The sequence below is a fragment of the Streptomyces sp. CAU 1734 genome (genome assembly GCF_039888735.1).
GTDB lineage: Bacteria > Actinomycetota > Actinomycetes > Streptomycetales > Streptomycetaceae > Streptomyces.
This window is the reverse complement of sequence record NZ_JBDQQP010000019.1, coordinates 57,270-80,808: the sequence shown is the minus strand read 5'-3', so window position 1 is coordinate 80,808 and position 23,539 is coordinate 57,270. Positions and strand designations below refer to the sequence as shown.

At 68.3% G+C, this 23,539-nt stretch carries 18 protein-coding genes and 2 CRISPR repeat arrays; of the genes, 13 read left to right on the top strand and 5 right to left on the bottom strand.

The window, feature by feature from the left end; translation table 11 throughout:
* The first annotated feature begins 60 nt into the window (after nucleotides 1–60).
* From AAFN69_RS29830 to AAFN69_RS29820, 3 genes are all read left to right on the top strand, one after another.
* A complete protein-coding gene (locus tag AAFN69_RS29830) occupies nucleotides 61–387 on the top strand; it encodes a hypothetical protein (RefSeq protein WP_347731987.1) in 327 nt (108 codons plus the stop codon).
* Between the two features lie 163 nt (nucleotides 388–550).
* Nucleotides 551–1,021 (top strand): GNAT family N-acetyltransferase, encoded by a 471-nt coding sequence (locus AAFN69_RS29825; protein WP_347731986.1) that lies wholly within the window; start codon nucleotides 551–553, stop codon nucleotides 1,019–1,021.
* 333 nt (nucleotides 1,022–1,354) lie between these two features.
* Nucleotides 1,355–1,809: a CRISPR direct-repeat array (repeat unit 23 nt; unit sequence GTCCGCCCCGCCCGCGCGGGGGT).
* Nucleotides 1,810–1,996: 187 nt separating this feature from the next.
* The gene (locus tag AAFN69_RS29820) at nucleotides 1,997–2,461 is read left to right on the top strand and encodes a hypothetical protein (protein WP_347731985.1); all 465 of its coding nucleotides are present in this window, start codon (nucleotides 1,997–1,999) and stop codon (nucleotides 2,459–2,461) included.
* Nucleotides 2,462–2,522: 61 nt separating this feature from the next.
* Here the strand turns inward: AAFN69_RS29820 and AAFN69_RS29815 are convergent, their stop codons facing one another.
* From AAFN69_RS29815 to AAFN69_RS29805, 3 genes are all read right to left on the bottom strand, one after another.
* Nucleotides 2,523–3,776: a hypothetical protein gene (locus AAFN69_RS29815; RefSeq protein WP_347731984.1), complete on the bottom strand. Its 1,254-nt coding sequence runs from the start codon at nucleotides 3,774–3,776 to the stop codon at nucleotides 2,523–2,525.
* Between the two features lie 1,831 nt (nucleotides 3,777–5,607).
* Complete coding sequence (locus tag AAFN69_RS29810; RefSeq protein ID WP_347731983.1) at nucleotides 5,608–6,441, bottom strand: endonuclease domain-containing protein; 834 nt, start codon at nucleotides 6,439–6,441, stop codon at nucleotides 5,608–5,610.
* A gap of 125 nt (nucleotides 6,442–6,566) precedes the next feature.
* Complete coding sequence (locus tag AAFN69_RS29805) at nucleotides 6,567–7,316, bottom strand: hypothetical protein (protein ID WP_347731982.1); 750 nt, start codon at nucleotides 7,314–7,316, stop codon at nucleotides 6,567–6,569.
* A 206-nt stretch (nucleotides 7,317–7,522) separates the two neighbouring features.
* On the opposite strand from AAFN69_RS29805, the gene AAFN69_RS29800 reads away from it, so the two are divergent.
* The 9 genes from AAFN69_RS29800 to AAFN69_RS29760 all read left to right on the top strand — a co-directional run bounded on the left by AAFN69_RS29800 (nucleotide 7,523) and on the right by AAFN69_RS29760 (nucleotide 20,293).
* On the top strand, nucleotides 7,523–8,056 hold the full coding sequence (locus tag AAFN69_RS29800; protein WP_347731981.1) for a hypothetical protein: 534 nt from the start codon (nucleotides 7,523–7,525) through the stop codon (nucleotides 8,054–8,056).
* Between the two features lie 202 nt (nucleotides 8,057–8,258).
* Nucleotides 8,259–9,625: direct repeats of the CRISPR family, unit length 23 nt; unit sequence GTCCGCCCCGCCCGCGCGGGGGT.
* Nucleotides 9,626–9,852: 227 nt separating this feature from the next.
* Entirely contained in the window at nucleotides 9,853–12,834 is a 2,982-nt protein-coding gene (gene cas3, locus AAFN69_RS29795) for a CRISPR-associated helicase Cas3' (protein ID WP_347732058.1), read from the top strand.
* A 75-nt stretch (nucleotides 12,835–12,909) separates the two neighbouring features.
* Nucleotides 12,910–14,658 (top strand): type I-E CRISPR-associated protein Cse1/CasA, encoded by a 1,749-nt coding sequence (gene casA / locus AAFN69_RS29790; protein ID WP_347731980.1) that lies wholly within the window; start codon nucleotides 12,910–12,912, stop codon nucleotides 14,656–14,658.
* Nucleotides 14,655–15,782, top strand: coding sequence for a type I-E CRISPR-associated protein Cse2/CasB (gene casB, locus AAFN69_RS29785; protein WP_347731979.1), 1,128 nt, complete (start codon nucleotides 14,655–14,657; stop codon nucleotides 15,780–15,782). The genes casA and casB overlap by 4 nt, the downstream gene beginning before the upstream one ends.
* Before the next feature lie 206 nt (nucleotides 15,783–15,988).
* Entirely contained in the window at nucleotides 15,989–17,215 is a 1,227-nt protein-coding gene (gene cas7e, locus AAFN69_RS29780) for a type I-E CRISPR-associated protein Cas7/Cse4/CasC (protein WP_347731978.1), read from the top strand.
* Nucleotides 17,215–18,000: a type I-E CRISPR-associated protein Cas5/CasD gene (gene cas5e / locus AAFN69_RS29775; protein WP_347731977.1), complete on the top strand. Its 786-nt coding sequence runs from the start codon at nucleotides 17,215–17,217 to the stop codon at nucleotides 17,998–18,000. The genes cas7e and cas5e overlap by 1 nt, the downstream gene beginning before the upstream one ends.
* A 4-nt stretch (nucleotides 18,001–18,004) precedes the next feature.
* The gene (gene cas6e / locus AAFN69_RS29770; protein WP_347731976.1) at nucleotides 18,005–18,799 is read left to right on the top strand and encodes a type I-E CRISPR-associated protein Cas6/Cse3/CasE; all 795 of its coding nucleotides are present in this window, start codon (nucleotides 18,005–18,007) and stop codon (nucleotides 18,797–18,799) included.
* Between the two features lie 496 nt (nucleotides 18,800–19,295).
* Nucleotides 19,296–19,796: a DUF6420 family protein gene (locus tag AAFN69_RS29765; RefSeq protein WP_347731975.1), complete on the top strand. Its 501-nt coding sequence runs from the start codon at nucleotides 19,296–19,298 to the stop codon at nucleotides 19,794–19,796.
* A gap of 164 nt (nucleotides 19,797–19,960) precedes the next feature.
* Nucleotides 19,961–20,293, top strand: a complete 333-nt coding sequence (locus AAFN69_RS29760) for a hypothetical protein (protein ID WP_347731974.1) — start codon at nucleotides 19,961–19,963, stop codon at nucleotides 20,291–20,293.
* 1,217 nt (nucleotides 20,294–21,510) lie between these two features.
* On the opposite strand, the gene AAFN69_RS29755 is transcribed toward AAFN69_RS29760, so the two are convergent.
* Together AAFN69_RS29755 and AAFN69_RS29750 are read right to left on the bottom strand one after the other, a co-directional pair.
* A complete protein-coding gene (locus tag AAFN69_RS29755; protein WP_347731973.1) occupies nucleotides 21,511–21,873 on the bottom strand; it encodes a hypothetical protein in 363 nt (120 codons plus the stop codon).
* A gap of 122 nt (nucleotides 21,874–21,995) precedes the next feature.
* Entirely contained in the window at nucleotides 21,996–22,520 is a 525-nt protein-coding gene (locus AAFN69_RS29750; protein ID WP_347731972.1) for a hypothetical protein, read from the bottom strand.
* Nucleotides 22,521–23,186: 666 nt separating this feature from the next.
* Here AAFN69_RS29750 and AAFN69_RS29745 point away from each other — a divergent pair.
* Complete coding sequence (locus tag AAFN69_RS29745; protein ID WP_347731971.1) at nucleotides 23,187–23,507, top strand: hypothetical protein; 321 nt, start codon at nucleotides 23,187–23,189, stop codon at nucleotides 23,505–23,507.
* Nucleotides 23,508–23,539: the final 32 nt, after the last annotated feature.

Here is a 23,539-nt window from a genome sequence, read left to right as displayed (position 1 = left end):
GACGGCCGTGCAGCCGTACGGGCTTGCCTGGCGGGCCTGGGCACCGTGCATAGTGTGCTGATGGATCAATTCGTGGGTCAGGGCCGCCTCGAGTGGTGGGCCAATCACTCGATTTGCCTTGAGATGTACGACATCGACATCACCGTCGCTGTCGACGCGGTCGGCCAGTGGCGGGCAACCGGCCGGCATGCCAGCGCCCTTGACCCGGCCCAGCGCGAGGGCTGGGAGTTCCTCATGGAGATGGATCCCCACTTCTCCATTGCGCTTCCCGGTGAGGACCGCAGAGGGATCATGGTGCGAGTCGTCGAGGCAGGGGATGGAACCCTCACGCTCACGGAGGCACCGGACTGGAACGGCTCCGGGAACGTCACCTTCGACCTCACCTGAGTGCAGCTCGCAAGGGCAGGAGACCGACTTTGCCACCCTGCCCACCGGTCGTCCCCGCCCACGCAGGGGTAGCTCGTTCACTGAGTGCATCGGTCTGTACACCTGCGATGGTGTGGTCGTCACGCTGGCTGCAGTGTTCCGGAGGAGACGAAAGGAGAAGCTGATGACGCCACCCGTTCCTGAGTATCTTTCACCGTTGCGGTGGTGGTGGATTCTGTTCACCACTCAGCGCCAGGAGGTGCGGTTCCTGTACTGGCCGCCGCGGCGTCCGGCCGGGCACCGTCGCATCCGGATGTTCGACCGCGAGGGGTACGACGTGGGAATGCTGGTGTGGATGGTGTGCGATGACTGCCGCGTTGGGAGCATCAACAAGATCTCCATCACGATCGAGCACCAGCGTCAGGGGATCGGCCGCCGGCTGATACGCCGGGCGCTCGCCGACGGGCCCGCCTACACGTGGCAGACCACTGGCCAGTCCCCGGAGGCGAAGCAGTTCTTCCCGGCGCTGGAGAAGGAGACCGGCGTCGCGTTCCCCGCGTACGGCGGGACGTGCGAGCATCTGGCCTCGCCGCCGGGCTACCGGCCACCTCCACCAGGTCGCCGCCCTGGACCGGTTCTGGAGCGGAGAATCTGAGTCAGCGCCACCCACGCAGGGCTCGTTCGCCGACGCCAGCCATGCAGCAGGATCGGCTCAAGTCCGCCCCGCCCGCGAGGGAGTGGCTCCAGGACGATCGCTGCGTCGTCCCAGGCGATGTCCGTTCCCTGGGTCGGCCGACTGGCAGAGCTCGGCGCCGGCGCTCAGGACGACGGCACCACCGGATCAGCGGTTGTCTGATCGGCGACTTGAAGACAAGCATTTGCCGGCTCCCGGGGCGTGCTTCGGACGTCTGCCCCGGTAGGCTCGACCTGCGGAACGCAAGTGAATGAAAACAGCATGATCACGATGCAACACCCCAGGTCAAGAAGGGTCCGCCCCGCCTGCGCGGGGGTAGCTCCCCCCGACTCTCATCAGGGAGGCACGATGGCGTGTCCGCCCCGCCTGCGCGGGGGTAGCTCCTGGAGGGCCACCCATCCGTAGCCGCACTCCGGGTCCGCCCCGCCCGCGCGGGGGTCGTTCGCAGAGCTACACGGGCGTCCAGCTCGACACGGCGTCCGCCCCGCCCGCGCGGGGGTCGTTCGATTCCGGGGATGGACGGGCCGGTCTCCCAGATGTCCGCCCCGCCCGCGCGGGGGTCGTTCCTCACCTTCGACCCCGCCGACGTGGGAGCGACGGTCCGCCCCGCCCGCGCGGGGGTCGTTCGATCCTCGCAGCGATCACCCACAACGACTTCGGGTCCGCCCCGCCTGCGCGGGGGTAGCTCGGTGTGCCTCTTCTTTCTGAGTGGATGAGGTACGTCCGCCCCGCCTGCGCGGGGGTAGCTCGTTGCTTTTGTCGCCGATCCATCCGGTGTTGTCCGCAGTCGCGAGGCTGGCAGCGGCCGGTGGCGCCGCCCGATGCGCGGGATCCATTTTGCGGTTGGCTTGTTCAATGGACGGTGCCTGGTCCGTCTTCTGGATAGGTTTCCGCGTGTCAGGCTCGCGATGCCGCGGCGCGGTTTGAGGGGATGGGATGGGGATTGTGGTGCAGCAGGTGAGTGTGCAGGTTTTGAAGCCTTTTGTTGATTACCACGGTCTTTGTCTGCAGGATGTTGATGATGTGGTGGTTCCGGTGAGGTGGCCGGAAGGCTGGAGTGCGGGAGAGTTTCTGGTGGCCCGGGAGGGTCGTATCGATCTGACCAGTGCTGGACATACGCACGAAGCGGTGATGCGGGTCGAGGTGTGGGATGGTGAGCCGCCCCGTGGGGGCGAGGTGTGGGATGAGACGGGGGAGGCGGAGCTTGTCTCGAGTGGTGGCGGTTTGGCTGTGTGGGGTGTGACGGGTCCGATTGAGGAGACGGTGGCCCTGGGGGAAGAGAGTGCCCGCTGGCGGGTGAGGGTTTGTTGTGCCGGGCGTGCGCGGGTGGCCGAGCTGGCGGCTGTGGATGTTCCCGAGGGGGTTGAGCGGTGGCTGGTGCAGTTCTGGCCGTACGGGTGAATCCTGGGGTGCCGGGCTGCTTGCGCCGGCAGGACGGCACCCCAGGGTTTGTGGTGCCGGTCTAGGAGATGACGACGATGAATCCGTCGTCCGAGTCACCCGGGCTGCTCTTCAGACCGTCCAGGACACGGTACTTGTCGTAGAATTGGGCCAGCATGTTTCCGCCGGCCTCATTGTCGCTCTTTGGTATCGGCAGAGCGGAGAAGTTGTCGGCCAGCGCGGACGGTTCATCCTTCTTCTGCGCCGCACCCTGGTACGTGGTGGCGAAGGGGAACTCGTCGCATTGCTTCGTTCCGCCGTCCGTGTAGTTCTGGCCCCAGTGCTGGACGCAGGTTCTCACAGCGGCCGCGCGGTTTCGTGCCCTGCGTTTCGCGTCGTGGAAGAGCCGGCTCAGGGGGCGTGCCACTTCGGATCCGGGAATGTTCTTGCGGGCGTTCACCGGTTTCGTCCCGCCGGGTGTTTTGAACGCTGTCCTGATGTGTTCGGCGACAGCCTTCTCTTTCGCTCCGGCCTTCGAGCTGTAGTGGAGGTAGCCGACGTAGGCGAAAGCTGCGGCGCCTTTCGTGGCAGGTTTCCCCTTGACGCCGTTGGCGTGGTGCAGGTATTTGGCGGCGTCCCAGCGGGGTGGCAGCATGAAGAGCCGTCCCTCCGTGGCCCCGCCGATGGTGTATCCGGGGGGAGCCTTGAGCTTGATCACGGGCTCGTACACGCTGAAGACGCGGTCGTCCTTCTTCTTCTTGTCTCCTTGCCCCGCATCGACGGTGACCGTGTGGTGGAAGCTCTTCAGGCCTTTGAGCTGGTCAAAGCTCAAGGCCTTCTTCGGCGTGTTTCCTCCGTGACGCATCTTGGCAGTGGAAGGCCAGGTTTGCGGATGCTTCGGCGTCGTGGTGATCATGAAGCCCGCCGTGGGCGCCGATCCCGTCTTGTTCATCTCGGTGAAGTGGTAGGTGTACTTGATCGTCCTGCTGTTCTCCGGAATGGTTCCGATGACCACGGCGATGAACCGGCTCTCACCTTGTGGTCGTCCATTACGCGTCCACACCTGGTGGAAGGAGGCGCCGGAGCAGGCGGCGAAACGGGACTTGATAACAAAAGGTCTGTCCTTGAGACCTTTGACGCATTCCGTCAGGGACATTGTCCGTGACGGGCCGGGGTAGACGATCCCGCCCGGCGGGGCCAGCGAATGGACGTCCCTCTCAGGCCGGGCCAGCGGTGGGGTGGCGGACGGTTCCTTGAGCAGTCCGCCGAGTGTCCGTGCCGGGCCAACGGTCTCCCGCGCCAGCCCCCGCACTCCGGAGCCGCTCTCGGCGGACACCTTCCGCAGCTGCTCCTGTGCCCCGGGAGACAGAAGCTCCCTGAACGAGGGAACCGCTGTGCCAACGGGCACGATGAACGACTCAACCGACCTACCGGCGCCCGGTGCCGCGCCCGCATGAGTCGCCGAGACCGGTAACAGGACCACCGCTGTTGCCACCGCGAGACTCCGCGTTCTTCTTCTTGCACGCATGTGTGCCCTCCCTGGTGATGATTCATCTGTTCGGATGCACGTCGGGGACGCTATCGAGCGAGGCGTACTCCGGCCTCCGCTGCCGTACTCACCCAGGACCAGGCACCTACTCATCCGGTTCCAGCCACCTGTGTACGAGCTGCCTCATCCCGGACGGTCTGCTCATCTCATGACAGCGGGGAATCCGGTCCGCCCCGCCCACGCAGGGGTAGGTCCAGGACGTCGTGCTGCCATCACTTGGCGAAGTCCGTTCTGTGGGTCGGCCGGCTGGCAGAGTTCGGCGCCGGTCCTCTGGACGACGACACCACCGGGACAGTGGTTGTCCGATCGGCGACTTGGAGACGGGTATTCGCCGGGTTTCCTCCCGGGGAGTGCCGCGGACGCCGGGCCCGGTAGGCTCGACCCGCGAAACGCAGGTGAATGTAAACAGCATGATCACGATGCACACCCCAGGTCACGAAGTGTCCGCCCCGCCCACGCGGGGGTCGTTCGGGCGCGGCGACCGTGACCGACATGGCCGCAGTGTCCGCCCCACCCACGCGGGGGTCGTTCGTCACGATCTTCCGGCCAGCACCGACCAGCCAGTCGTCCCTGCCCGCACGGGGCGAGACGGCATCGACCTCCTGGTGCTGGAACCCTCCGCCGGAGAGACGCCAGCCGACTGCGATAGCAGCGAACGCACTGCTGCCCCGTCTCTGCTCCTCTGTCTAAGGAACTGACAGCACAGTGACCATCCAGATGGATACGGTGTCACCGGCTCCGGAGACACTCACACCGGCACAGACACCTGGGAGAGGGTTCTGAAGCAGGTAAAGCAAAACAGCATGATCACGCGACAACACCCCAGGTCAGGAAGTGTCGTCCCCGCCCGCGCGGGGGTTGTTCCCCCGATCCGGCTCCGCCGGATCCGCTCTCTACGTCGTCCCCGCCCGCGCGGGGGTTGTTCTTGGGAGTCACTTCTTTTCGGTGATGGCGGCGCGTCGTCCCCGCCCGCGCGGGGGTTGTTCGCGGAATGGGAGGGTTGGCTCGGTGGAAGCGCTGTATGTTCTGGCTGGCGACTGAGTTGCCACCGGGCTCTTCCCGGAAGAGCGGAAGATCGCCACACTGGGGTGATGTCTATACAGCCCAGGGATGTTTCCGTGGTGACGACCGATACCGACGGTGCCGCACAGGGACGTCCCGTTCTCCAGAGCTGGCTGGTCTGGAGCGGGACACATGGAGACGTCGCCAGTTGCATAGGCCAGCTGCAGGAGCAGGCAGCCTCAGGAGGCGCTGGATCCGTCCTGGGTACAAGAATCATGACGGAGACGAATACACACACAGCGGCACCCCGGGCCGTCGACCGAATCGAAACCGTGGTGAAGTACCAAATGTATGGAACCGCTGTCATATACGGGTAGAACGGTCACTCTCGCCCGAAGCCATCGTCCCCGCCCGCGCGGGGGTCGTTCCCAGGCCGCGTTGGGCGCGCGGCTGACCATGTCGTCGTCCCCGCCCGCGCGGGGTGGCTCCAGAACCTCGTGCTGCCGCCACTTGGCGAAGTCCGTTCCGTGGGTCGGCCCGCCGGCAGAGCTCGGCGCCGGCCCTCTAGACGACAACCCCACCGGAACAGTGGCTGTTGTCGGGCGACATGGGAATGTCAGTGGCCCGCGACATCGAGCGCGTCAGTGGCATCTTGCAGAAGGGACTCCTCGCGGCGACGCTCGTACCTCCGGAGGTAGTCCTCGAAAGCCGGCACGTTGGTGACGCTGCGGCCGACAAGCTCGTACCAGGACAGCCCTTGCGTGTTGCACAGCTGGCATAGATAGCCGCGGACGCACTTCCCGCATGAGGGGCCGCGGGATGGGCAGCAGGCGCTGTCATGGTCGATGTGAAAGGCGTTGTCCCCTTCCTGCCACTGCCGCTTGCAGATGTCGCAGCGGTGGTCACGGGACTCACGGAAATCTCGGACTGCCTCCATCGACGGGAACTTGAACCGCTTCATGAGCACGTAGTCCGGCTGACAAGTGGCGCAGTAGGTCGACCGTCCGCCAAGCTGGGGCGACGAGCGGCCGAACTCTGCGAGGAGCTTGACGTCCTTGCAAGCGGGGCACCGCTTCAGGCCGGCTTCCAGCAGCAAATTCGCCTCATCCTGGCTGATCCGCAGGGTGAACAGGGGCACCAGCTCGCGGCCTCGATCGTCCTGCTGGTAGTGGGCGTTGCACAGCCCCCTGCCGACCGTGGGCAGACCGCACGGTGCGTTGGATTCTTCCGGCCCGGGCCCGGTGCAAAACTCCGGCATGGTCCGCCGCCGCTGCCGGATCGGGCGCAGGTCCTTGCCGGCCGCGCGCTGCTGATTGTGAGCGTCGCAGAGCTTGTTGGAGCGCGTAGGCCGTTCACATGGCGGGTACAGGGAGGACCCTGGCGGGAACGCCATGCATGTCTTGCCGACCATGATGGGAGCGGGCGGCTGAGAGGTCTGGATGTCCGTCACGGCCGGAGGGTATAGGGCAGGTCTGACACCGCACCCGCTGCATGCATGGAACGACGGCTCCGTGACTGTCGGGCGCAGAGTAGATGTCAGTGCGGCGCAGGGTTTCGTAAGTGGCGCGTCGCAGGTCAACTGCTCCAGCGGGCCACGATGGCGTGATCGACGCGGAAGAGAACGTCGCACTCCGCGCAGTACGCACTGCCGAAGACATAGGTCAGCTTGCTCGCGACTTCGTGCTGACCATCGGCGAGAGCACGCGCGTGAAGCCGCTTGGCCATCCCTTCCAAGGAGGGGGGGTCTGCGGGCTGCAACTCCCTACGGTGCCCAGCAGCCTCGTTCATGTAGAAGCCGCCGGTCGTTGAGAAGTAGCCGTACTCGCCGAACACCACGAAGTTCTCGGCCTCGCACACAGGGCAGGGAACCTCGAACTCCTCACCGCTGAGACCGTGGAGTTCCTCCCCCCACACCTCGACTCCCTCGAAAGCCAGCAGGGCTTCCAGCAGTTCCACATAGCGATCTGGACTGCCGGTCAGCGACGGATGGCGCAGTGCCCGCTCCACCAGCTCGATCAGCTCAGCGATCTCGGCAGCGTAGGCATCTTTTGGATCAGGCGTCCCGTAGGGCCGGTCGGTGCTGGCAACGATGGAAGCGGCCAAGAGCAAGGGCATGGTTCGGTCTGTAGCCGTCAACTGGCGCGCCTTCTTGGCGAGCGCGGGCAGGGCGACGTAGCTCGCGGGGTAGACCGTTCCTTGGTGGCACAGGCGGGACCAGAGCTCGTTCCACGCGGGACTCTCCGGATCGGGCCCGGCTGCCTTGAGGAGGCCGGGCACGTCTTCGGCGGTGCCGTAGGCATGGGTGAGCTGAGACCAGTCCGTCATAGGGCTGATCAAAGCAGACGCTTCCAGCATCAAAGACTGCACCCTGGTGTCGGGCGACGGGAGAGAGTCAGTGGTCGGCGGCGTGGCGTGTGGCAGCTCTGGGGCCTCTCTGGATCTTCGTGCTGTGGTGAACGCGGTGCTGGACGTACAGTGACGCGCGGGGCCCTGCGGTGAGGGCCGCGTGGGGAACAGGCAGGCTCTGCATGATGCGGAAACCGGACCGGACCGCCTGGTGGGAGCAGCTGCCGGCGGGGATCCGCGACCAGATCGACGGGTACGTCCTTCAGGACGCCATGCTCGCGGCGATCCGTGTCGTCGTCGATGTCGGCCTGGTCCGTGATGATGTGGGGGTCGGTACTGCTCAGCTCATCGTCGGCGACCGCTACGCCCACTACGGCGACAGGATCGCCCGTGCCCCGCACAGTCCGCTAGACCTGGAGTCCTTGGCCTACCGTGCTGGCGGCGCCGCTGGCCGCATCGTGGCGATCGAGGCGATCTGGGACGGCGACACCGTCCACGACTGGTTTGTGAGACTGCTGGCCATCACCGCCGAACCTGCGGAAGACCATCTGCTGGCCACCATCTACGCGAGCACGGCCAAGCGGTACCTAGGCGAGGACGAGGACGGTAGCCCACGTCATCCGGCGGCGACTGCCGCTGAAAGGGCTGGTAGCGGTCTGGCCGCCCACCTTTCGGTTCCCTTCCATTTCGCGAGTCCGGACACTCCGGACAGGGACTGATCGAGGCCGACCCACCTTCGTCCCACCCGTCCGCCCCATCTCTTCCTCCTGCATAGAGAAACCGGCGGCACGGGGCCATCCGGATCGATACGGTGCTACCAGATCCCGGCGACGCCAGCACCGGAGCAGGCACCTGGAGTGGGTCCTGAAGCATGTAAAGCAAAACAGCATGATCACGTGACAACACCCCAGGTCACGAAGTGTCCGCCCCGCCCGCGCGGGGGTCGTTCCTCCCGGGAGAACTGCTCCAGCATGTGGTTGGGGTCCGCCCCGCCCGCGCGGGGGTCGTTCGACCAGCAAGTTCGCGAGTGCGGGTGCGGCGGCGTCCGCCCCGCCCGCGCGGGGGTCGTTCGGCGTCCGCGACGCCAGCACGATCACCGCGAGCGTCCGCCCCGCCCGCGCGGGGGTCGTTCGGCGTTCATCCGCTGTGAGGGCCGGGGCTTTGCGTCCGCCCCGCCCGCGCGGGGGTCGTTCGGCCGACGGCACCAAGGAGGCCGACAGCTCCAAGTCCGCCCCGCCCGCGCGGGGGTAGTTCTTGTCGACACTCCCTCGCCGCATACCTGCCGGGGTCCGCCCCGCCCGCGCGGGGGTCGTTCCAGCCGGCCGTAGTAGTCGGGCTCCAGTTCGGTGTCCGCCCCGCCCGCGCGGGGGTAGTTCCTGTAGTGAGGGAGACAGACGGACTGACACAGAGTCCGCCCCGCCCGCGCGGGGGTAGCTCGCCCCATCTACGTCCATTGGTCGGGCGGTACCTGTCCGCCCCGCCCGCGCGGAGGTAGCTCGGATCCCATCAGGATCTGGACGCACGCTGCCGCGTCCGCCCCGCCTGCGCGGGGGTAGCTCTCTCGTGCCGGGGTGCTCGTACGGGGTTAAAGCGTCCGCCCCGCCTGCGCGGGGGTAGCTCTCTCGTGCCGGGGTGCTCGTACGGGGTTAAAGCGTCCGCCCCGCCTGCGCGGGGGTAGCTCGCGGCACTGTGCCCGTGCGCACCCCAAGGCGCGGTCCGCCCCGCCTGCGCGGGGGTAGCTCCTCGGGGAGGCCCCAGATGCCTCCCGCCGCCGCGTCCGCCCCGCCTGCGCGGGGGTAGCTCGCAGAGCGCCGATGGCCTCCGGCTGAGCATTCAGTCCGCCCCGCCTGCGCGGGGGTAGCTCTACGAGTGCACGAGCTCGGCTGGCTGGTCGTCGGTCCGCCCCGCCCGCGCGGGGGTAGTTCTCGACGCACACCTCATGGATCTCGCCGAGCTGCGTCCGCCCCGCCCGCGCGGGGGTAGTTCGTAGCCGCGGGGCCGGTCGCTGATGATGAGGCCGTCCGCCCCGCCCGCGCGGGGGTAGTTCCCGCGATCCGATGTCGGCACCCAGGATGCTGAGGTCCGCCCCGCCCGCGCGGGGGTAGTTCGGCACTCATCCGCCGACTCCGGTGACCTGACCTGTCCGCCCCGCCCGCGCGGGGGTAGCTCTCGAGTAGACCAGGGGACCGGAAATGCTTGGCAGTCCGCCCTGCCCGCCTGCGGGGGTCGTTCGCGCTGGGATTCGATCAAGACTGGAGTTGTCCGGTCCGCCCGCGCAGGGGTCGTCTTCGGACATGCCCCCGCGGCGCCGGAGCGGTCAAGTCGTCCCCGTCTCTGTGGGCTGTCCAATGGGCTGTGCGGCTTGTTGCGTTGGGTGTTGATGGGCTCTGAGCTGTGGTGATGTGAGTGGTTGGGGGCGTTGTCAGTGGTGGGGCGTACAGTGCCCGGCATCTGTCGGAGCGGTGCGCGAGGGGGTTTGGTCCGGGTGGATGCCGAGGTTTCGGTTGTTGGTCTGATGGGGTCGATGGGGCTGGCGCCGGAGGTGGTTGGGCGGTTGTCGGTGTTGTGGGGGAAGTCGGCGGCGCGTAATGGGGGGCGGACGCATCTGTTATTGGGGCATCTGTTGGATACGGCGGCGGTTGCTGAGGTGATGTGGGGGGAGTATTTGGCTCCGTCGTTGCGGCGTCGGCTGGATGAGGTGAGTGGGGGGCGTGGTCGTGAGTGGTTTATGTGGGTTTGTGGGATTCATGATTGCGGGAAGGCGACTCCGGCTTTTCAGTCGCTGGATTCGGTGGAGGCGGGTCCGGTTGTTGCGGCGGGGTTGACGTGGGGTCGTTGGCCGAAGTCGAAGCGGTGGCGGCACGATGTGGCGGGTGGGGCGTTGCTGGCGCCGTTGTTGCGTGAGGCGTGGGGGCGTGAGGCGGCTGGGTGGGTGTGGCCGTTGGTTGCTGGGCATCATGGGGCGTTTCCGTCGGCGGGGAGTCTGAAGGCGCCGGTGGAGCTTCAGGGGCGTGGTGAGGGGTGGTTGGGGGTTCAGCGGAGTTTGGTGGATGTTTTTACTCGTGCGGTGGGTTTTGAGGGTTTGGGTGCGGTGTGTCCGGTGGGTGGGTTGCGGAGGGCGGAGCAGTTGGCGTTGTCGGGTTTGGTGGTGATGGCGGACTGGATTGCGAGTGACAGTTCGTGTTTTGAGGGGTTGGGGGAGATTGGGGAGGTGTCGTTGGCGGGTGCGCGGCGGCGGGCGGTGGCGGGGTGGTCGAAGTTGGGGCTTCGGGGTGGTTGGGGTGTTTTGGGGGTTCCCGGGTCGGCTGTGGATCCTCTGGTGCGTTTTGGTGTGGTTCCCCGGGCGTCTCAGGTGGATTTGGTGGAGCGGGTGTGGGGGATGCCGGTTCCGGGGCTGGTGGTGGTTGAGGCGCCGATGGGGGAGGGGAAGACGAAGGGGGCGTTGGCGGTCGCGGAGGTGTTGGCGGCGCGTTTTGGGTTGGATGGTGTGTTTGTGGCGATGCCGACTCAGGCGACGAGTGATCCTATGTTTGCGCAGGTGGTGTCGTGGGTTGAGTCGTTTGATCCAGTTTTGGTTGATCAGGTGGCGTTGTTGCATGGTAAGCGGCGTTTCAACGCGCAGTGGCGGAAGTTGTGGGAGGGGTACGCCGGTGCGGGTGGGCAGGAGTGTGCTGCGGGGGATGAGTACGGGGCGGTGGATGAGGATGACGAGTTCGGGTGGGAGGCGGATTCGTGTGGGGCGGCGGAGCGGGAGGGGCCTGTCCGGTGGTTTCTGGAGAGTAGGCGCGGGTTGCTGACGGGTTTCGCGGTGGGGACGGTTGATCACCTGTTGTACGCGGCGACGCGGACGCGTCATGTGATGCTGCGGTTCGCCGGTCTTGCGGGCAAGGTCGTGATCGTGGACGAGGTGCATGCCGCGGATGTGTATATGCGGCAGTTCCTTGTCGAGGCGCTGCGGTGGCTGGGGCAGGCGGGGGTTCCGGTGGTGCTGTTGTCGGCGACGCTGCCGCCGGTGGTGCGGCAGACGCTGGTGGACGCCTACCTGTCGGGGGTGACGGGACGGGTGGATGGGGTGGAGGTGGTGCCCGAGCCGGCGGGGTATCCGTCGGTGACGTCGGCGTACGCGATGGACGGACGTGTGGTGGTGGAGAGTTCGACGGAGGCGGTGCCGTCGTGGCGTGCGTCGGTGCGGGTGGGGGTGGAGTGGCTGCCGGATGTGTCCGTGGAGGGTGTGGCGGTGGCGGACGCTGTGCGGGAGGCGGTGGCGGACGGCGGGGTGGCGCTGGTGGTGGTGAATCAGGTGGACCGGGCGCAGAGCGTCTACAAGGCGCTGGTCGCGGGCGGCTTTGACGGGGAGCTGGTCCTGCTGCACGGACGGCTGTGTGCGGCGGACCGTGCCGAGCGGACGGAGCGGTGTCTGCGGCTGATGGGTCCGGAGGCGGGGGCGGAGCGGCCTGGGCGGATGGTGGTGGTGGCGACGCAGCTCGCTGAGCAGTCGTTCGATGTCGATGCTGATGTGCTCGTCACGGATCTGGCGCCGGCTGATCTGCTGCTGCAGCGGGTGGGGCGGTTGCACCGGCACGAGGGGACGAGGCGGCCTGCTGGGCTGGCGGTGCCGCGGGTGCTGGTGACGGGCGTTGCGGGCGGTGGATCAGGGCTGCCGGTGTTCCTGCCGGCGTCAAAGGCGATTTATGGGGAGTGGGCGTTGTTGCGGGCGGCGGCTCTGGTGGCCGAGGCGGCGGGCGCGCTCCCTCCGGTCCCGGATGCGGATGCCGGTGAGGACGGAGGGCCGGGCAGCGGACCGGGATGGAGTATCCCGGAGCAGGTGCCCGGTGTGGTGGCGCGGGCCTATGGCGAGTCCGGGGTGTGCCCGGCGCCGTGGGATGTCCGTGAGCGGGCCGCCGAACAGGTATGGCTGGAGAAGCAGGCAAAGCGGGCGGCGAAGGCTCAAGACTTTGTGCTGACGCGGCCGCGTGAGTGGGCGTCGGAGACGCTGGCGGGTCTGCACTACGGAGGGGCGCACGGTGTGCGGGGCGAGGAGGAACTCGACGCCCTGGTCCGCGACGGTGAGCGTTCGGTGGAGGTGGTGGTCGTCCGTCGGGTGCGGGGCGGGTACGCGGCGCTCGGCGGGGGCCGGCTCGGGGCCCATGGTGAGGTGGGGGAAGCGGAGGTGCTGGAGCGGGTGCTGGGCGGGCTGGTGAGGCTGCCGTTGAAGTTGACCGAGGTGGCGGAGGAGGAGTTGCGGGCGCTGCCGGGGTGGGCGGTGGATCCGTGGCTTCGGTATGCGAGGGCGCTGGTGCTGGAGGAGGACGGCTGGGCCGTGCTGGGGCCGTTCCGGGTGGGGTACGACGAGGTGCTGGGTCTGGTTGTGGAGGAGATGCAGACCCCCGCGGTGGCGGGGACGACGTCCACAAGCAGACAGGAACACCCCTGCTGCGCAGGGAGACCGGAGGCGGTTGGCGACCGTACCGGGTTCAGTTGGCGGCAGCGGGTCTGACGGAGCGGGGTCACCCGATTGGGTGCACTGTCTCTGATTCGGATGCAACACCACAAGCAGACATTGAAAACTTCGATGGACAGCGGGCGCCTTCGGGGCCGCCCGGCGTCCGCCGGCGCTCGACGGCACAGGGAGAGAAGTACAGCGGTGAATGGTGATCTTGTGCGGGATGGCTGGTTACCCGCCATTGGTGTGGATGGCGGCCGGTCCGCCGAAGGGATTCTGAGTGTGCTGACGCGGGCGCATCTGATCCGGCGGCTCGAGCTGCCGGACCCGATGATGCTGCCCGCGGTGCTGCGGCAGGTCCTGCTGCCGGTGGTACTGGACGCGCTCGGTGCGCCGCGGACTCCGGGGCAGTGGGCGGAGCGGTTCGAGCGGGGTGGTTTCACGCCGGAGGAGACCGGCCGGCTGGAGGACTATCTGGGGCCGCGGTTCGGTGACCGGTTCCGGCTCTTCGACGAGGCCCGGCCGTTCGCCCAGGTCGCGGGTCTGGAGGCGGTCAGCGGGGAGACGAAGTCGTCGGTTGTGCTGGTGCCGTCGATCGCCTCGGGGAACAATGTGCCGCTGTTCAGCTCTTTCAGTGAGGCGGACGAGCTGGACCTGACGCCCGCGCAGGCAATGCTGTGGCTGTTGCATGTCCAGTGCTGGGACACGGCGGCGATCAAGACGGGTGCCGCCGGGGATCCGGCGGTCGTGAAGGGGAAGACCACAGGCAATCCGACCGGGCCGCTGGGGCAGCTTGGTGTGATCGTGCCGGCCGGCCGGACTCTGTACGAGACGCTGCTGCTGAATCTGCCGATCATGCCGGACGGCCTGGGCCCGGGCGACCGGCCGCAGTGGGCCTGGGACGAGCGCCGGGCGCCAGCGGCGGGGGAGGATCCGTCCACCGCGCGGTGGTCTTCACGTCCGGTGTCAGGGCTGCTGGACCTGATGACGTTCCAGTCCCGCCGGGTCCGGCTGATCCCGGAGGAAACCGGTGACGGGCCCCGGGTTCGGCGGGTCGTGCTCTGCGCGGGGGACCGTCTGGAGAGCACCCCGCAGGAGGAAGTGCACACCGCGTGGAACCACGCGGCCAAGCCGAAGGCCGGGCAGCCGGCGCAGCGCCCTCGCCGTCACGTGTCGGGTAAGGCTGCATGGCAGGGCCTGGCTGCACTGCTCGCCCTGGATCTGCCCGCCGACGGCAACGGCCCGACCACCTCCGCGCTGCTGCGGCAGGCCGGTGACCTGAGCGCCGAGGACTATCTCGCGGCGGACTACCCCCTCGGTGTGGAGATCTGCGCGCTGGAGTACGGCAACCAGAGCGCGGTCGTCGAGAACGCCATCGCGGACAGTCTTCCGCTGCCGGTCACCGCGCTCGTCGCCGGGAACCCGGACGTGCGGGAGGCCGTCCTGGGCTGCGCTGCCCAGGCCGACCAGGCCGGCCGAGCTCTGGACCGCTTTCACGCGGATCTGCGGCGGGCGGCGGGCGGTGATCCGCTGCCCCGGGACAAGGGGGAGCGGCCGTCGCTGCGGTTTCTGCATGCGGTGGACGGGCGGATGCGGCGTCTGCTGGCCGGGCTGCGCACCGTCGGTGAGGACTGGGATCTGCTGGAACGCGGGCGGGAGGCGTGGGAGCTGACCTTGTGGCAGGAGGCCGGCCGTGAGACGGGGCAGCTCCTGGCCGCTGTGCCGCCCCGGGCGGTCGTGGGGCGGGTGACCCGGGAGAACAACAAGGAGACCGTTCACCGCAGCGGCCGGGCCGAGATGTGGTTGTGGAAGACGCTGCGGGAGGCGCTGCCCCGTGCGGCGGACGCACACGGTGACGGCAGGGGTGAGGCGGCGTGACCACAACGGGCAGCGGATCCGTCCGCCGGCTGCGGCCGTATTTCTGGGAGACGTTTTCTCCCGGGCAGCCGTACGCGGCCAGGGATATCGCCGCGCTGAGGGCGGGCGTGGGCAGGGAACCGGGAGCCGTGCGGGGGATGCGGCGTCTGTATCGAGCGCAGGTCTTTGATGAGGACCGGGCGGCCGGGCAGGAATCTGCGGGCCTGGCTGCTGAGCACGTCGCGCTGACCCTGTTCGGTGTGCACCAGCAGGGCCGGCCGCGGAGCGTTCACCGGGCGGGGGCCGGCTTGGGTGCTGCCTGCCGGGTGTTGCGCGGCTGTGGGCAGGTCAGCCCGATTGCTGTCGATCGGCGTATGGAAGCCCTGGCGGGTTCACTCAGTTCCGAGGAGCTCGCTCACCATTTGCGGCCGCTGGTGCAGTTGCTGCGCGGTGCCGGTATCGGGCTGGACTACACCCGTCTTCTGTTCGACGTGCGGGCGTGGCAGCAGACGGAGGCGGAGCAGAACCGGCGGGTGCGGGCCTGGGGTTTGCAGTACAGGGACCTGGCCCGGACGGATCCCGGTGCCCCGGGGCCGCATCTCGGGGCTTCCGGGGAGGAGTGTTCCTACTGGGAGCGGTATACGCCCGGGGCATCCCGCGCGGCCGCCGAGCTCGCGGCACTGCGGGCCGGGGCGGACCGGGAGGCGGGGACAGTTCCCGCGATGTGGAATCTGTACCGGGCGGAGGTGAGCCCCTATGAGCAGAGCACCGGTGCGCTCGGGAGCCGGCTGGTCGCCGAGCACATGGTGCTGGTCCTCTTCGGTCTGCATCAGCACGGCCGGCGGAAGGTGATGCATCTGCCGGGAATGGGGCTGGGTACCGCGTGTGGGCGGCTGCGGGATTCGGGGCGGGGGAGTGCGGAAGGCCTGGAGCGGCGCTTCGGCAATGTTCTGACCGCCGTGGACGGCCATGAGCTGGGACGCCATGTGCGTGGCCTCGTGTCTCTCCTGCGCGTGGTGGATCAGCCTCTCGACTACAGCCTCCTCGAGAGGGACCTGCTGAACTGGGATGTTCCCGGTAAGCAGGCGGCGATCCGCAGCCGGTGGGACCGGACATTCCACTTCACCGGTTCTCCCTCACGCTGAGCCTTGCCTCCACCGCTGCGCGGAGCACGCCGCGGGCGCCGGGGTGTCCCCTGCCGGGCAGCCTGGTCGTGGCGATCCGGCCGGCGCGCCCATCCGGCTGCACCTCGGGCCGTTCGGGAGCGCCCGCTCCCCGGAAGGCCCCGTGCAGCCGCACCACCACCATCGTCGAATTACCAGGTCACAGCATCTCGTTGAAGGAGTTCATCATGAGCACACCCACACTGTTCGTCGAGGTTCACATTCTGCAGAGCCTCCCGCCTTCCAACATCAACCGGGATGATTCGGGCACTCCGAAGCAGGCCCTGTACGGGGGCGCGCGCCGGGCCAGGGTTTCCTCCCAGGCGTGGAAGCGCGCCACGCGTATGCACTTCGCGGCCGGATTCCCCGAGGCTGACCGGGCCACCCGCACGAAGCGGATCGGCAGCCTGCTCACCGGGCGGCTCACCCAACCCGCCGCCGAGGGCGGCGCCGGCCTTGCCCAGGACCAGGCTGACCGCCTGGCCGGCGCTCTGCTGGCTCCGCTGGGCATCACCCAGTCCGCCACCAAGGCGAACCAGTCCGCGTACCTGCTGTTCTTCGGCAAGCGACAGCTCGATGACCTCATCGCGCTCCTGGAGGGGCGGGCCGCCGGACTGGCCGCGCTGCCGGACAAGGAACTCAAGGAGGAGATCGGCAAGCTCGCTGTCGTCCAGACGCTCTCCAGCGGGCACCCCGCGGAAGTGGCCCTGTTCGGCCGTATGGTCGCCGACCTGCCCGCCCTCAACGTGGACGCCGCGGTACAGGTCGCCCATGCCCTCTCCACCCATGCCGTGCGCACCGAGTTCGACTACTACACGGCGGTCGACGACGAGAACACCGAGGACTCCGGCGCGGGCATGATCGGCACCGTGGAGTTCAACTCGTCCACGCTCTACCGGTACGCCGTACTCGGCGTCCACCAGCTGCGCGACAACCTCACCGCCCCCGACGCGACCCTGGACACCGCGGTCCGCTTCGTGGACTCCTTCACCCGGTCCATGCCCACCGGGCACCAGAACACCTTCGCGCACCGCACCCTCCCCCAACTGGTGCTCGTGACCCTGCGCACCGACCAGCCGGTCAACCTCGTATCCGCCTTCGAGCAGCCCGTCACCGGAGCGAGCGGCCTCGCCGCGGAGTCGGCGGTCAAGCTGGCGGCCGAGCTGGACACCATCGGCACCTCCTGGGGATCCGTACCTGCCCGGACCCTCTCCACCCACGCCCTCCAGGGCGACAAGCTCACCGAGGCCTTCGGCCTCTCCGTCCCGTTCCCCGCCCTCCTCGACTCCCTGCGCGGAATCCTCGACAGCTGGCTGGCCAACGGCCGCATCCCGGCCGGCAATCCGGCACCCGGCGACGTACCGCCGGCACGGGACGGCGCGGCACACACCACGACCGCGGCGCAGGACTCCTGATGACGGAATCGGCCGTCCTCGTCCTCCGGCTGGCCGGACCCCTGCAGTCCTGGGGCCGGCCCTCCCGGTACAACCAGCGCGAGACCCACCACCAGCCCACCAAGTCCGGCGTCCTCGGACTGCTCGCCGCAGCCGAAGGACGTCCCCGCGAGGCGCCCATCGGCGACCTCCTCGGCCTGCTTCTCGGTGTCCGCACCGACCAGCCCGGCAGCATGCTGCGCGACTACCACACCGTCAGCGACCACCGCGGCCTGCCGATGCCCTCCAGCCAGGTCAACGCCAAGGGCATCCAGAAGAAGACCAGCCCGGCCAAGCACACAGGCGTCACCAAGCGCTACTACCTCCAGGACGCCGTTTTCACCGCAGCCCTCCGCGGACCCGCCCCGCTCCTGGAAGCCCTCGAACACGCAGTCCGCAATCCGGCGTTCCCGCTCGCCCTGGGACGCCGCTCCTGCCCGCCGGCCGGACGCATCAGCATGGGCCTGTACCCCGACAGCACGCTGGCGGACGTGCTGAGCGGCGTTCCCTGGCAGGCAGCGGCCCATCACCGGAACCGGACCCGGAGCGCGCGCGTGACCCTGGCAGCCACCATCGAGGACCCCGACGGCGAACACAGAATCGACGACACCCCCGACACCTACAACCTGCGCACCGGAACGATCTTCAGCACACGCACCGTGAGCCACACCTCGATCACCATCCCCACCGGGCACGACTCACCCGCAACCCAGTCCAACACCGACCCGGCCTCCGGCCACGACCCCTTCGCCCTTCTGGGCTGGTGACCACATGCCCTACCTGTCGAAAATCGCCCTCAACCCACAGCGCCGGAACGCCATCACCTTCCTGGCCAACCCCCACCGCCTCCACGCCACCATCCTGGCCGGCCTCGCCGTCCAGCCCGTCACAGAACGCGTCCTGTGGCGTCTGGAGAACGACAACCCGCACCGCGCCGAGCTCCTCGTCCTCACCGACAGCCGCCCCTCCTGGAACCACATCGTCGAGCAGGCAGGATGGCCCGGCGCCGACAACAGCGCACCCCTCATCGCTGATTACACCCCCCTGCTGAACAAGATCACCCCCGGACGGACGTTCGCCTTCCGCCTGACCGCCAACCCCGTCCAGTCCCTGCGGAAACCCGCGAAACCCAGCCCCGAACAGGCCAGCCAGCCCGCCGAACAGGACGCCGAACCAGGCACCGCCCCAGAACGGAACATCCGCGGCCTCCGCGTGCCCCACCGCACCGCCCAGCACCAGCTCCACTGGCTCCTCGACCGCACCGAACGCCACGGCTTCACCATCCCTCCCACAGAGGAACCCACACCGCCACCATCACTCGGCCTCGGCCGGCCCGGCCCTCCCGCACCCGCCGTGTCCCTCACCGCCCGCGACATCCTGCGCTTCAGCAAGCGCCCGAACGGCCCCCGGCTCACCCTGTCCACCGCCACCTTCCAGGGCCGCCTGCGCGTCACCGACCCCGACCTCCTGCGCCGCACACTCCTCAACGGCATCGGCCCGGCCAAAGCCTACGGCCAGGGACTTCTCACCCTCGCACCCCTCACCCAGGAAACCGCCCATGCCTGAACCACGGTGAAAAGCCCGCCCCCAGGACGTGCACCGGCTGGAAGACCGCATCTCCAGCATCTACGCCGACCGCTGCCACATCGACCGCGACGACAACGCCATCGTCCCGGTCAACAACCACACGTCGTCCACATCCCCGCCAGCTACCTCGCCGTACTCCTCATCGGCCCCGGAACCCGTATCACCCACGCCGCCGTCACCCTGCTCGCCGACTCCGGCACCACCCTGTGCCTTCGCCTGCAGTCGGCGGGCAAGGGCCGAGACATGCCGTACGGCAGGCGGTGACAAGCCACCATGGACCTGTATCGCACGCCGGCCCCAGGAGAACCAGCCCGCAATTCCGTGCTCATCAGCGGCTCAAAAAGGAGCACCCTCAACTTGCCGCCGGCTCGCGGCTGGGTCGGCCCGCTCGGTGTCTGGCGCGCCAACGACCATCAGGAGATGACGAGGGCCAGGAGCACCGGATCGCTGTCGACCGCATGAAGGAGAGAACCCCATGACGAGTAAGCCCCCCGGTGCCGCCGGTCCACACGCCGGGTACGACAACCTGCCCGTCCTGCACGGCACCGACACTCGCCTGCCGCTGCTGCACCCGTACGCTGTCGTGACCGTCGGCCGCTACGTCACACCGGGCGGAGGACGGCTCACCGTACGGGAATCCCGCGTGCATCTCCAGATCACGCTCGACCACCTCGGTTGCCCGGCCCAGCTCACCGAAGAGAAGAATGCCCTCTTCAAGCGGCTCGGTCTGGCCGCAGAGGGGCACTGCCTGCACGCCGGCTGCCGCCACCCCGCCGCCGACACACAGGCGGTACTGCGCTCCTTCCAACTGCGCACCGGCAGCATCGACCTCACCACCTTCGTCCGGGCCGCACTCGCCATCGAACTCGGCGATAGCCGCCCCACAAACCTGCTCCTGCAGGCCACGGAAGCGTTGATCGGCCCCGTACGCCGGAAAGACCCACAGACCGAGGAAGGAGAGCCCAGCAACCGTTAGGCCTGTGAGACCAACGAACCTGAGCCTCCCCACCCGCGCGGGGCGTTCCCGGCATGCGGTCCAGCAGCTCCTCGTCTGCTGATGCGCCCCGTCCACGCGGGGACGCTGGACGGTTCCGAGAGCCCGTTCTCTCCGAGCCTGGCCGGTGAGGGATGATCTCGAGCATGACCGAACCGGAACCCGACCTGCTCTCACGGCTGTGGAAAGAGCACCTGCGCACGCCATTCCCACCCCACATCCGCGGCCGGGAGTTCACCCACGACGGCATGCTGTTTGACATGGTGCTGCTGGACGCGGATATCGCCGGCTGTGTCTCCTCGACGCTGTCGGGGCCCCTTGACGAGCAGCGCCAGAGAACCCTGCTCGTCTGTCTCGCTGCCGTCGAGGCGGTCCTGCCGTCGATCGATGACGAGGACGGCGCGATCGAGTACTACGAGCGCTTGCGGCACATGGCCGCACTGGCCGTCAAAGCCGGGAGCATCTCCAAAGCCCCGTAACACCGGGCGGCGCGGGAAGTGCATCAGCCAACGCCGCACCTCCGCTGAAAGAGCACATCATGGCCGCCCGCGCGGGGATAGCCCTCGCTTATGGATGTTCGGATGTCCCCGCGCCCACAGGGCGGGACGGATACAACTTGCTGATCTTCAAAGCCCATCGAAGAGGCGCTGGCCCGGCCAGCCCGATGGAGATGGCCCTGCTGCCTGTCTCTACTTCTCCGTAATACGGGAACCGGCGACACAGTGGCCATTCGGATGGGGATACCGCGTGCTACCGAACCCGGTGACATCCCTGCACAAACACGGGGGCACGGACATCGCCATGCGGGATCTGCAGGTGGTGTGGAGCCAGGTGATACAGGCCGCCGCCCGCCAGCCCGCGGTCTGACCGCCCGGATTCTCCGTCACTTCCTCCTCCCCGTCGCGGCTGCGGAGGGCAGTCGGACGATGGGCGGTCAGGCTCCGGCGGAGCCTTGCGCACCCGAGGGTTTTGGCCGCCTCGTCGGGGTTGCCGAGCGCATCGACCAAGAGCTGGGCCTGGTCGACACGAACTCCGGCAGCCCCAGGAACGAGACTGCCGCACCGCGACCATCGCCGGTGCCGTGGTCCGCTACTACGTCACAGGCGGCCTCGACCTGGTCGTCACCGCCGTCCGCATCCTCCACAGCCACTGACCGCACCCCCGGAGGCCCGGACCCGGCTTCGGAGCAGTGATCGGCGCGCTGGCCACCGAGCAGCCCGGCCGGTTCGCTCAGGTGTTCTCACCCGAAGGCTCTGGCGTTCAGTTCAGCCATCTGCCGGTGGTGGGCTTCGTCGGCGGTGCGGCCCCAGCGGCTGCTGTCGTAGTGGATGCCCGTTCCCGTGACGGGGTCGACCAAGTCGATGATGCAGGTGCCGTGCTCGAGGTCGCAGAGGCATGTGCACCGCTTGTGACTAACCTGCCAGCCCGCCCCGGTGGGACCGGTCGCCCAAGCGGAGGATGAAATCGGGATGGGGCGGACCGTCAGGCCGACATCGATGGTGAGCCCCTACCGGCCCGGCATCGCCCTGACGGACCTCCGTGCCCGCAGCGTCCTCGGTGGACAACCGCCTCTCGGGAAGTCCACCACCCAGGGCTAGCCGGGAGGCGGGGGCGGAGGAGGTGTGGTTGGCGGTGTCTCGGTCCCGTCCCCTGGTCTGGTCCGTCAGGTGGTTATAGGTGTTCTCCCCGGAAGCGGTCAGTACGAGTCGTCGAGCCGGTCAACGAGGAGTCGGAGCTCGCGCGCTCGGCGCCGGGACATGCCGTGGACGACGGCGTCCAGGAACTCCCGCGCCTCGAAGGGGTTTCCGCAGCATTCCCATATACCACAGCTGCCGTTCTCGTACTCGCTCCAGAGTTTGCGGTACGGCTGGCGCACGAACTCCTTCCACAGTCTCAGGGAATCAGCTGTGACGCCGGGCCACAGGAAGTTGCGGCTTCTCTCGACCCTGGCGACTTCGGCGCGGGCGGGCGCGGACAGGCCGGTGATGGTGACGCGATGGGTGAGCGGGTGCCGCTGCCACTGTTCGGCGCGGACACGTCCGGGCCGTCTACGCGGCATGGGCCTTTCTGGAGAATGTCATGGAGCAATCCTCGCAGAGACGGCCGCTCCACGGCATCTGGGTTACCGGGGTGCTGCTCGCTGGCTTCACTGCTGGGTCCTGCTGCGGTACTGCTTCGTTCTTATTGGGTCATTGCCGGGGGCATGCAGCGGGTCTCGGGGTAGTGGCCGTTGACGTTTGCCCAGGCCCGGGCACTGCTGACGACTCCGGTGACAAAGGCGGTCCTGCCGATCCAGATGCCGTAAGTGCTGCCGTTGGCCTTCACCGCCGGGGACCCGATCGGCAGCTGTCCCACGGACAGATGGGCAGGGCCGGCGAGCCGTTCGAGTACGGGCCGAACCTCCGACGGGCCGGTCCTGCCCTCCCGGCGCAGCTTCTCCAGCGCCTGTCCGACGTCAGCGGCCTTCCGGCGGCCCTGTTCCTCGTCCTGGGGACTCATCTCGCCTGGTAGCCGGGCGCGGCTGTTGTCGGCGTGGTTCGGCGGGGTGTCGGGCCCCGGCGTCTCCCGGCCGGCGGGACGGGGGCCCGGCTCCACGGACGCTTCGGCGCTGTCCCATTTGACCAACAACTCGTCCTGGGACACCCCACACCCGGTCAGAGCGAGCCCGGCGACCAAGACGGCGACGGTGAACTTCCGCGAAGACATGGGCCCATCCTCGCTCTCCGGTGCCGGCAGATCATGAGCACCGGTACTCATCTTCGTTCCGAGCCGCGCTGTGGACCGCACGGAGCCCGCCCCGCGCTTCCTGGTCAAGGGGGGCGACGGTTCCGTCTGCCGACGGGTGCTCTGCTGCGGTTCACTCCGCGTGGGCGGGGACAGCGTGCACGACCGGGCAGTGCGACCCCGCCTTCGCGGGAAGAGGCTGTCGGGCGTGGTGCAGCCCATCGACAACCGGTTCACCCCCGCAGGTGCGGGGAGTCCGCTGCCCGCCAGGTCGCCACCGCGGATGGGGGCCACCCGAGCGCGGGCGGGGCTGAGGTCAGGGCAGCGAGTTCAGCGGCCGGCGGGGTGCTGTACGTGTGTCCGGTTCAGGCCAGGGTCGCGGCGGCGGCTGGCGGGGGTGCCGGTTCCTGGCCGGGTCCGGTTCGGGCAGGCGGCTCACTCCGCCTCCGCCAGGACCTCGGTGCGCGCGGTTTCGGCGTCGGTTAGGAGCTTCGCGGCAGTCCCGGCCCCCCGGCCCTCACCCCGGCCCAACCTGGGCGCATTCGGGTCACGCCGGATCTCCAGCAGCACCAGCCGCTCCGAGACACTGCTGAGCTTGTGCTTTAACCTCCAGTGCTTCTCAGGGTCTGTTGGATGTACGGTGCCGTGATGACAGATGGGCTGTACCCACGACTTGCGGATGCGTTCCCAGCGCTTGCCGTCGAGATCGCTGAGCTGCTGCGTGCCGAGGGCGATTCGCTGGCTGAGGTGGTCGCCGACCTGCCCTATCACGGCCCGTGCACCTGTACCGCAACATGCATCAACCTGCTGACTGCGCCGTTCGGTTCGTCGGGTTCCACGATGATCCAACTCGAACGTGACGGCATGGATGTCATCTGGCTGAGCTTGGATCCATACCGGACGACCATCACCGACATTGAGGTGCTGGACGGCCGCGATCTCGGCCCAAGCGTTCAGCAATCCGGTTGACCATGTGTCTTTCGCTGTCCGCCGGACGTCCA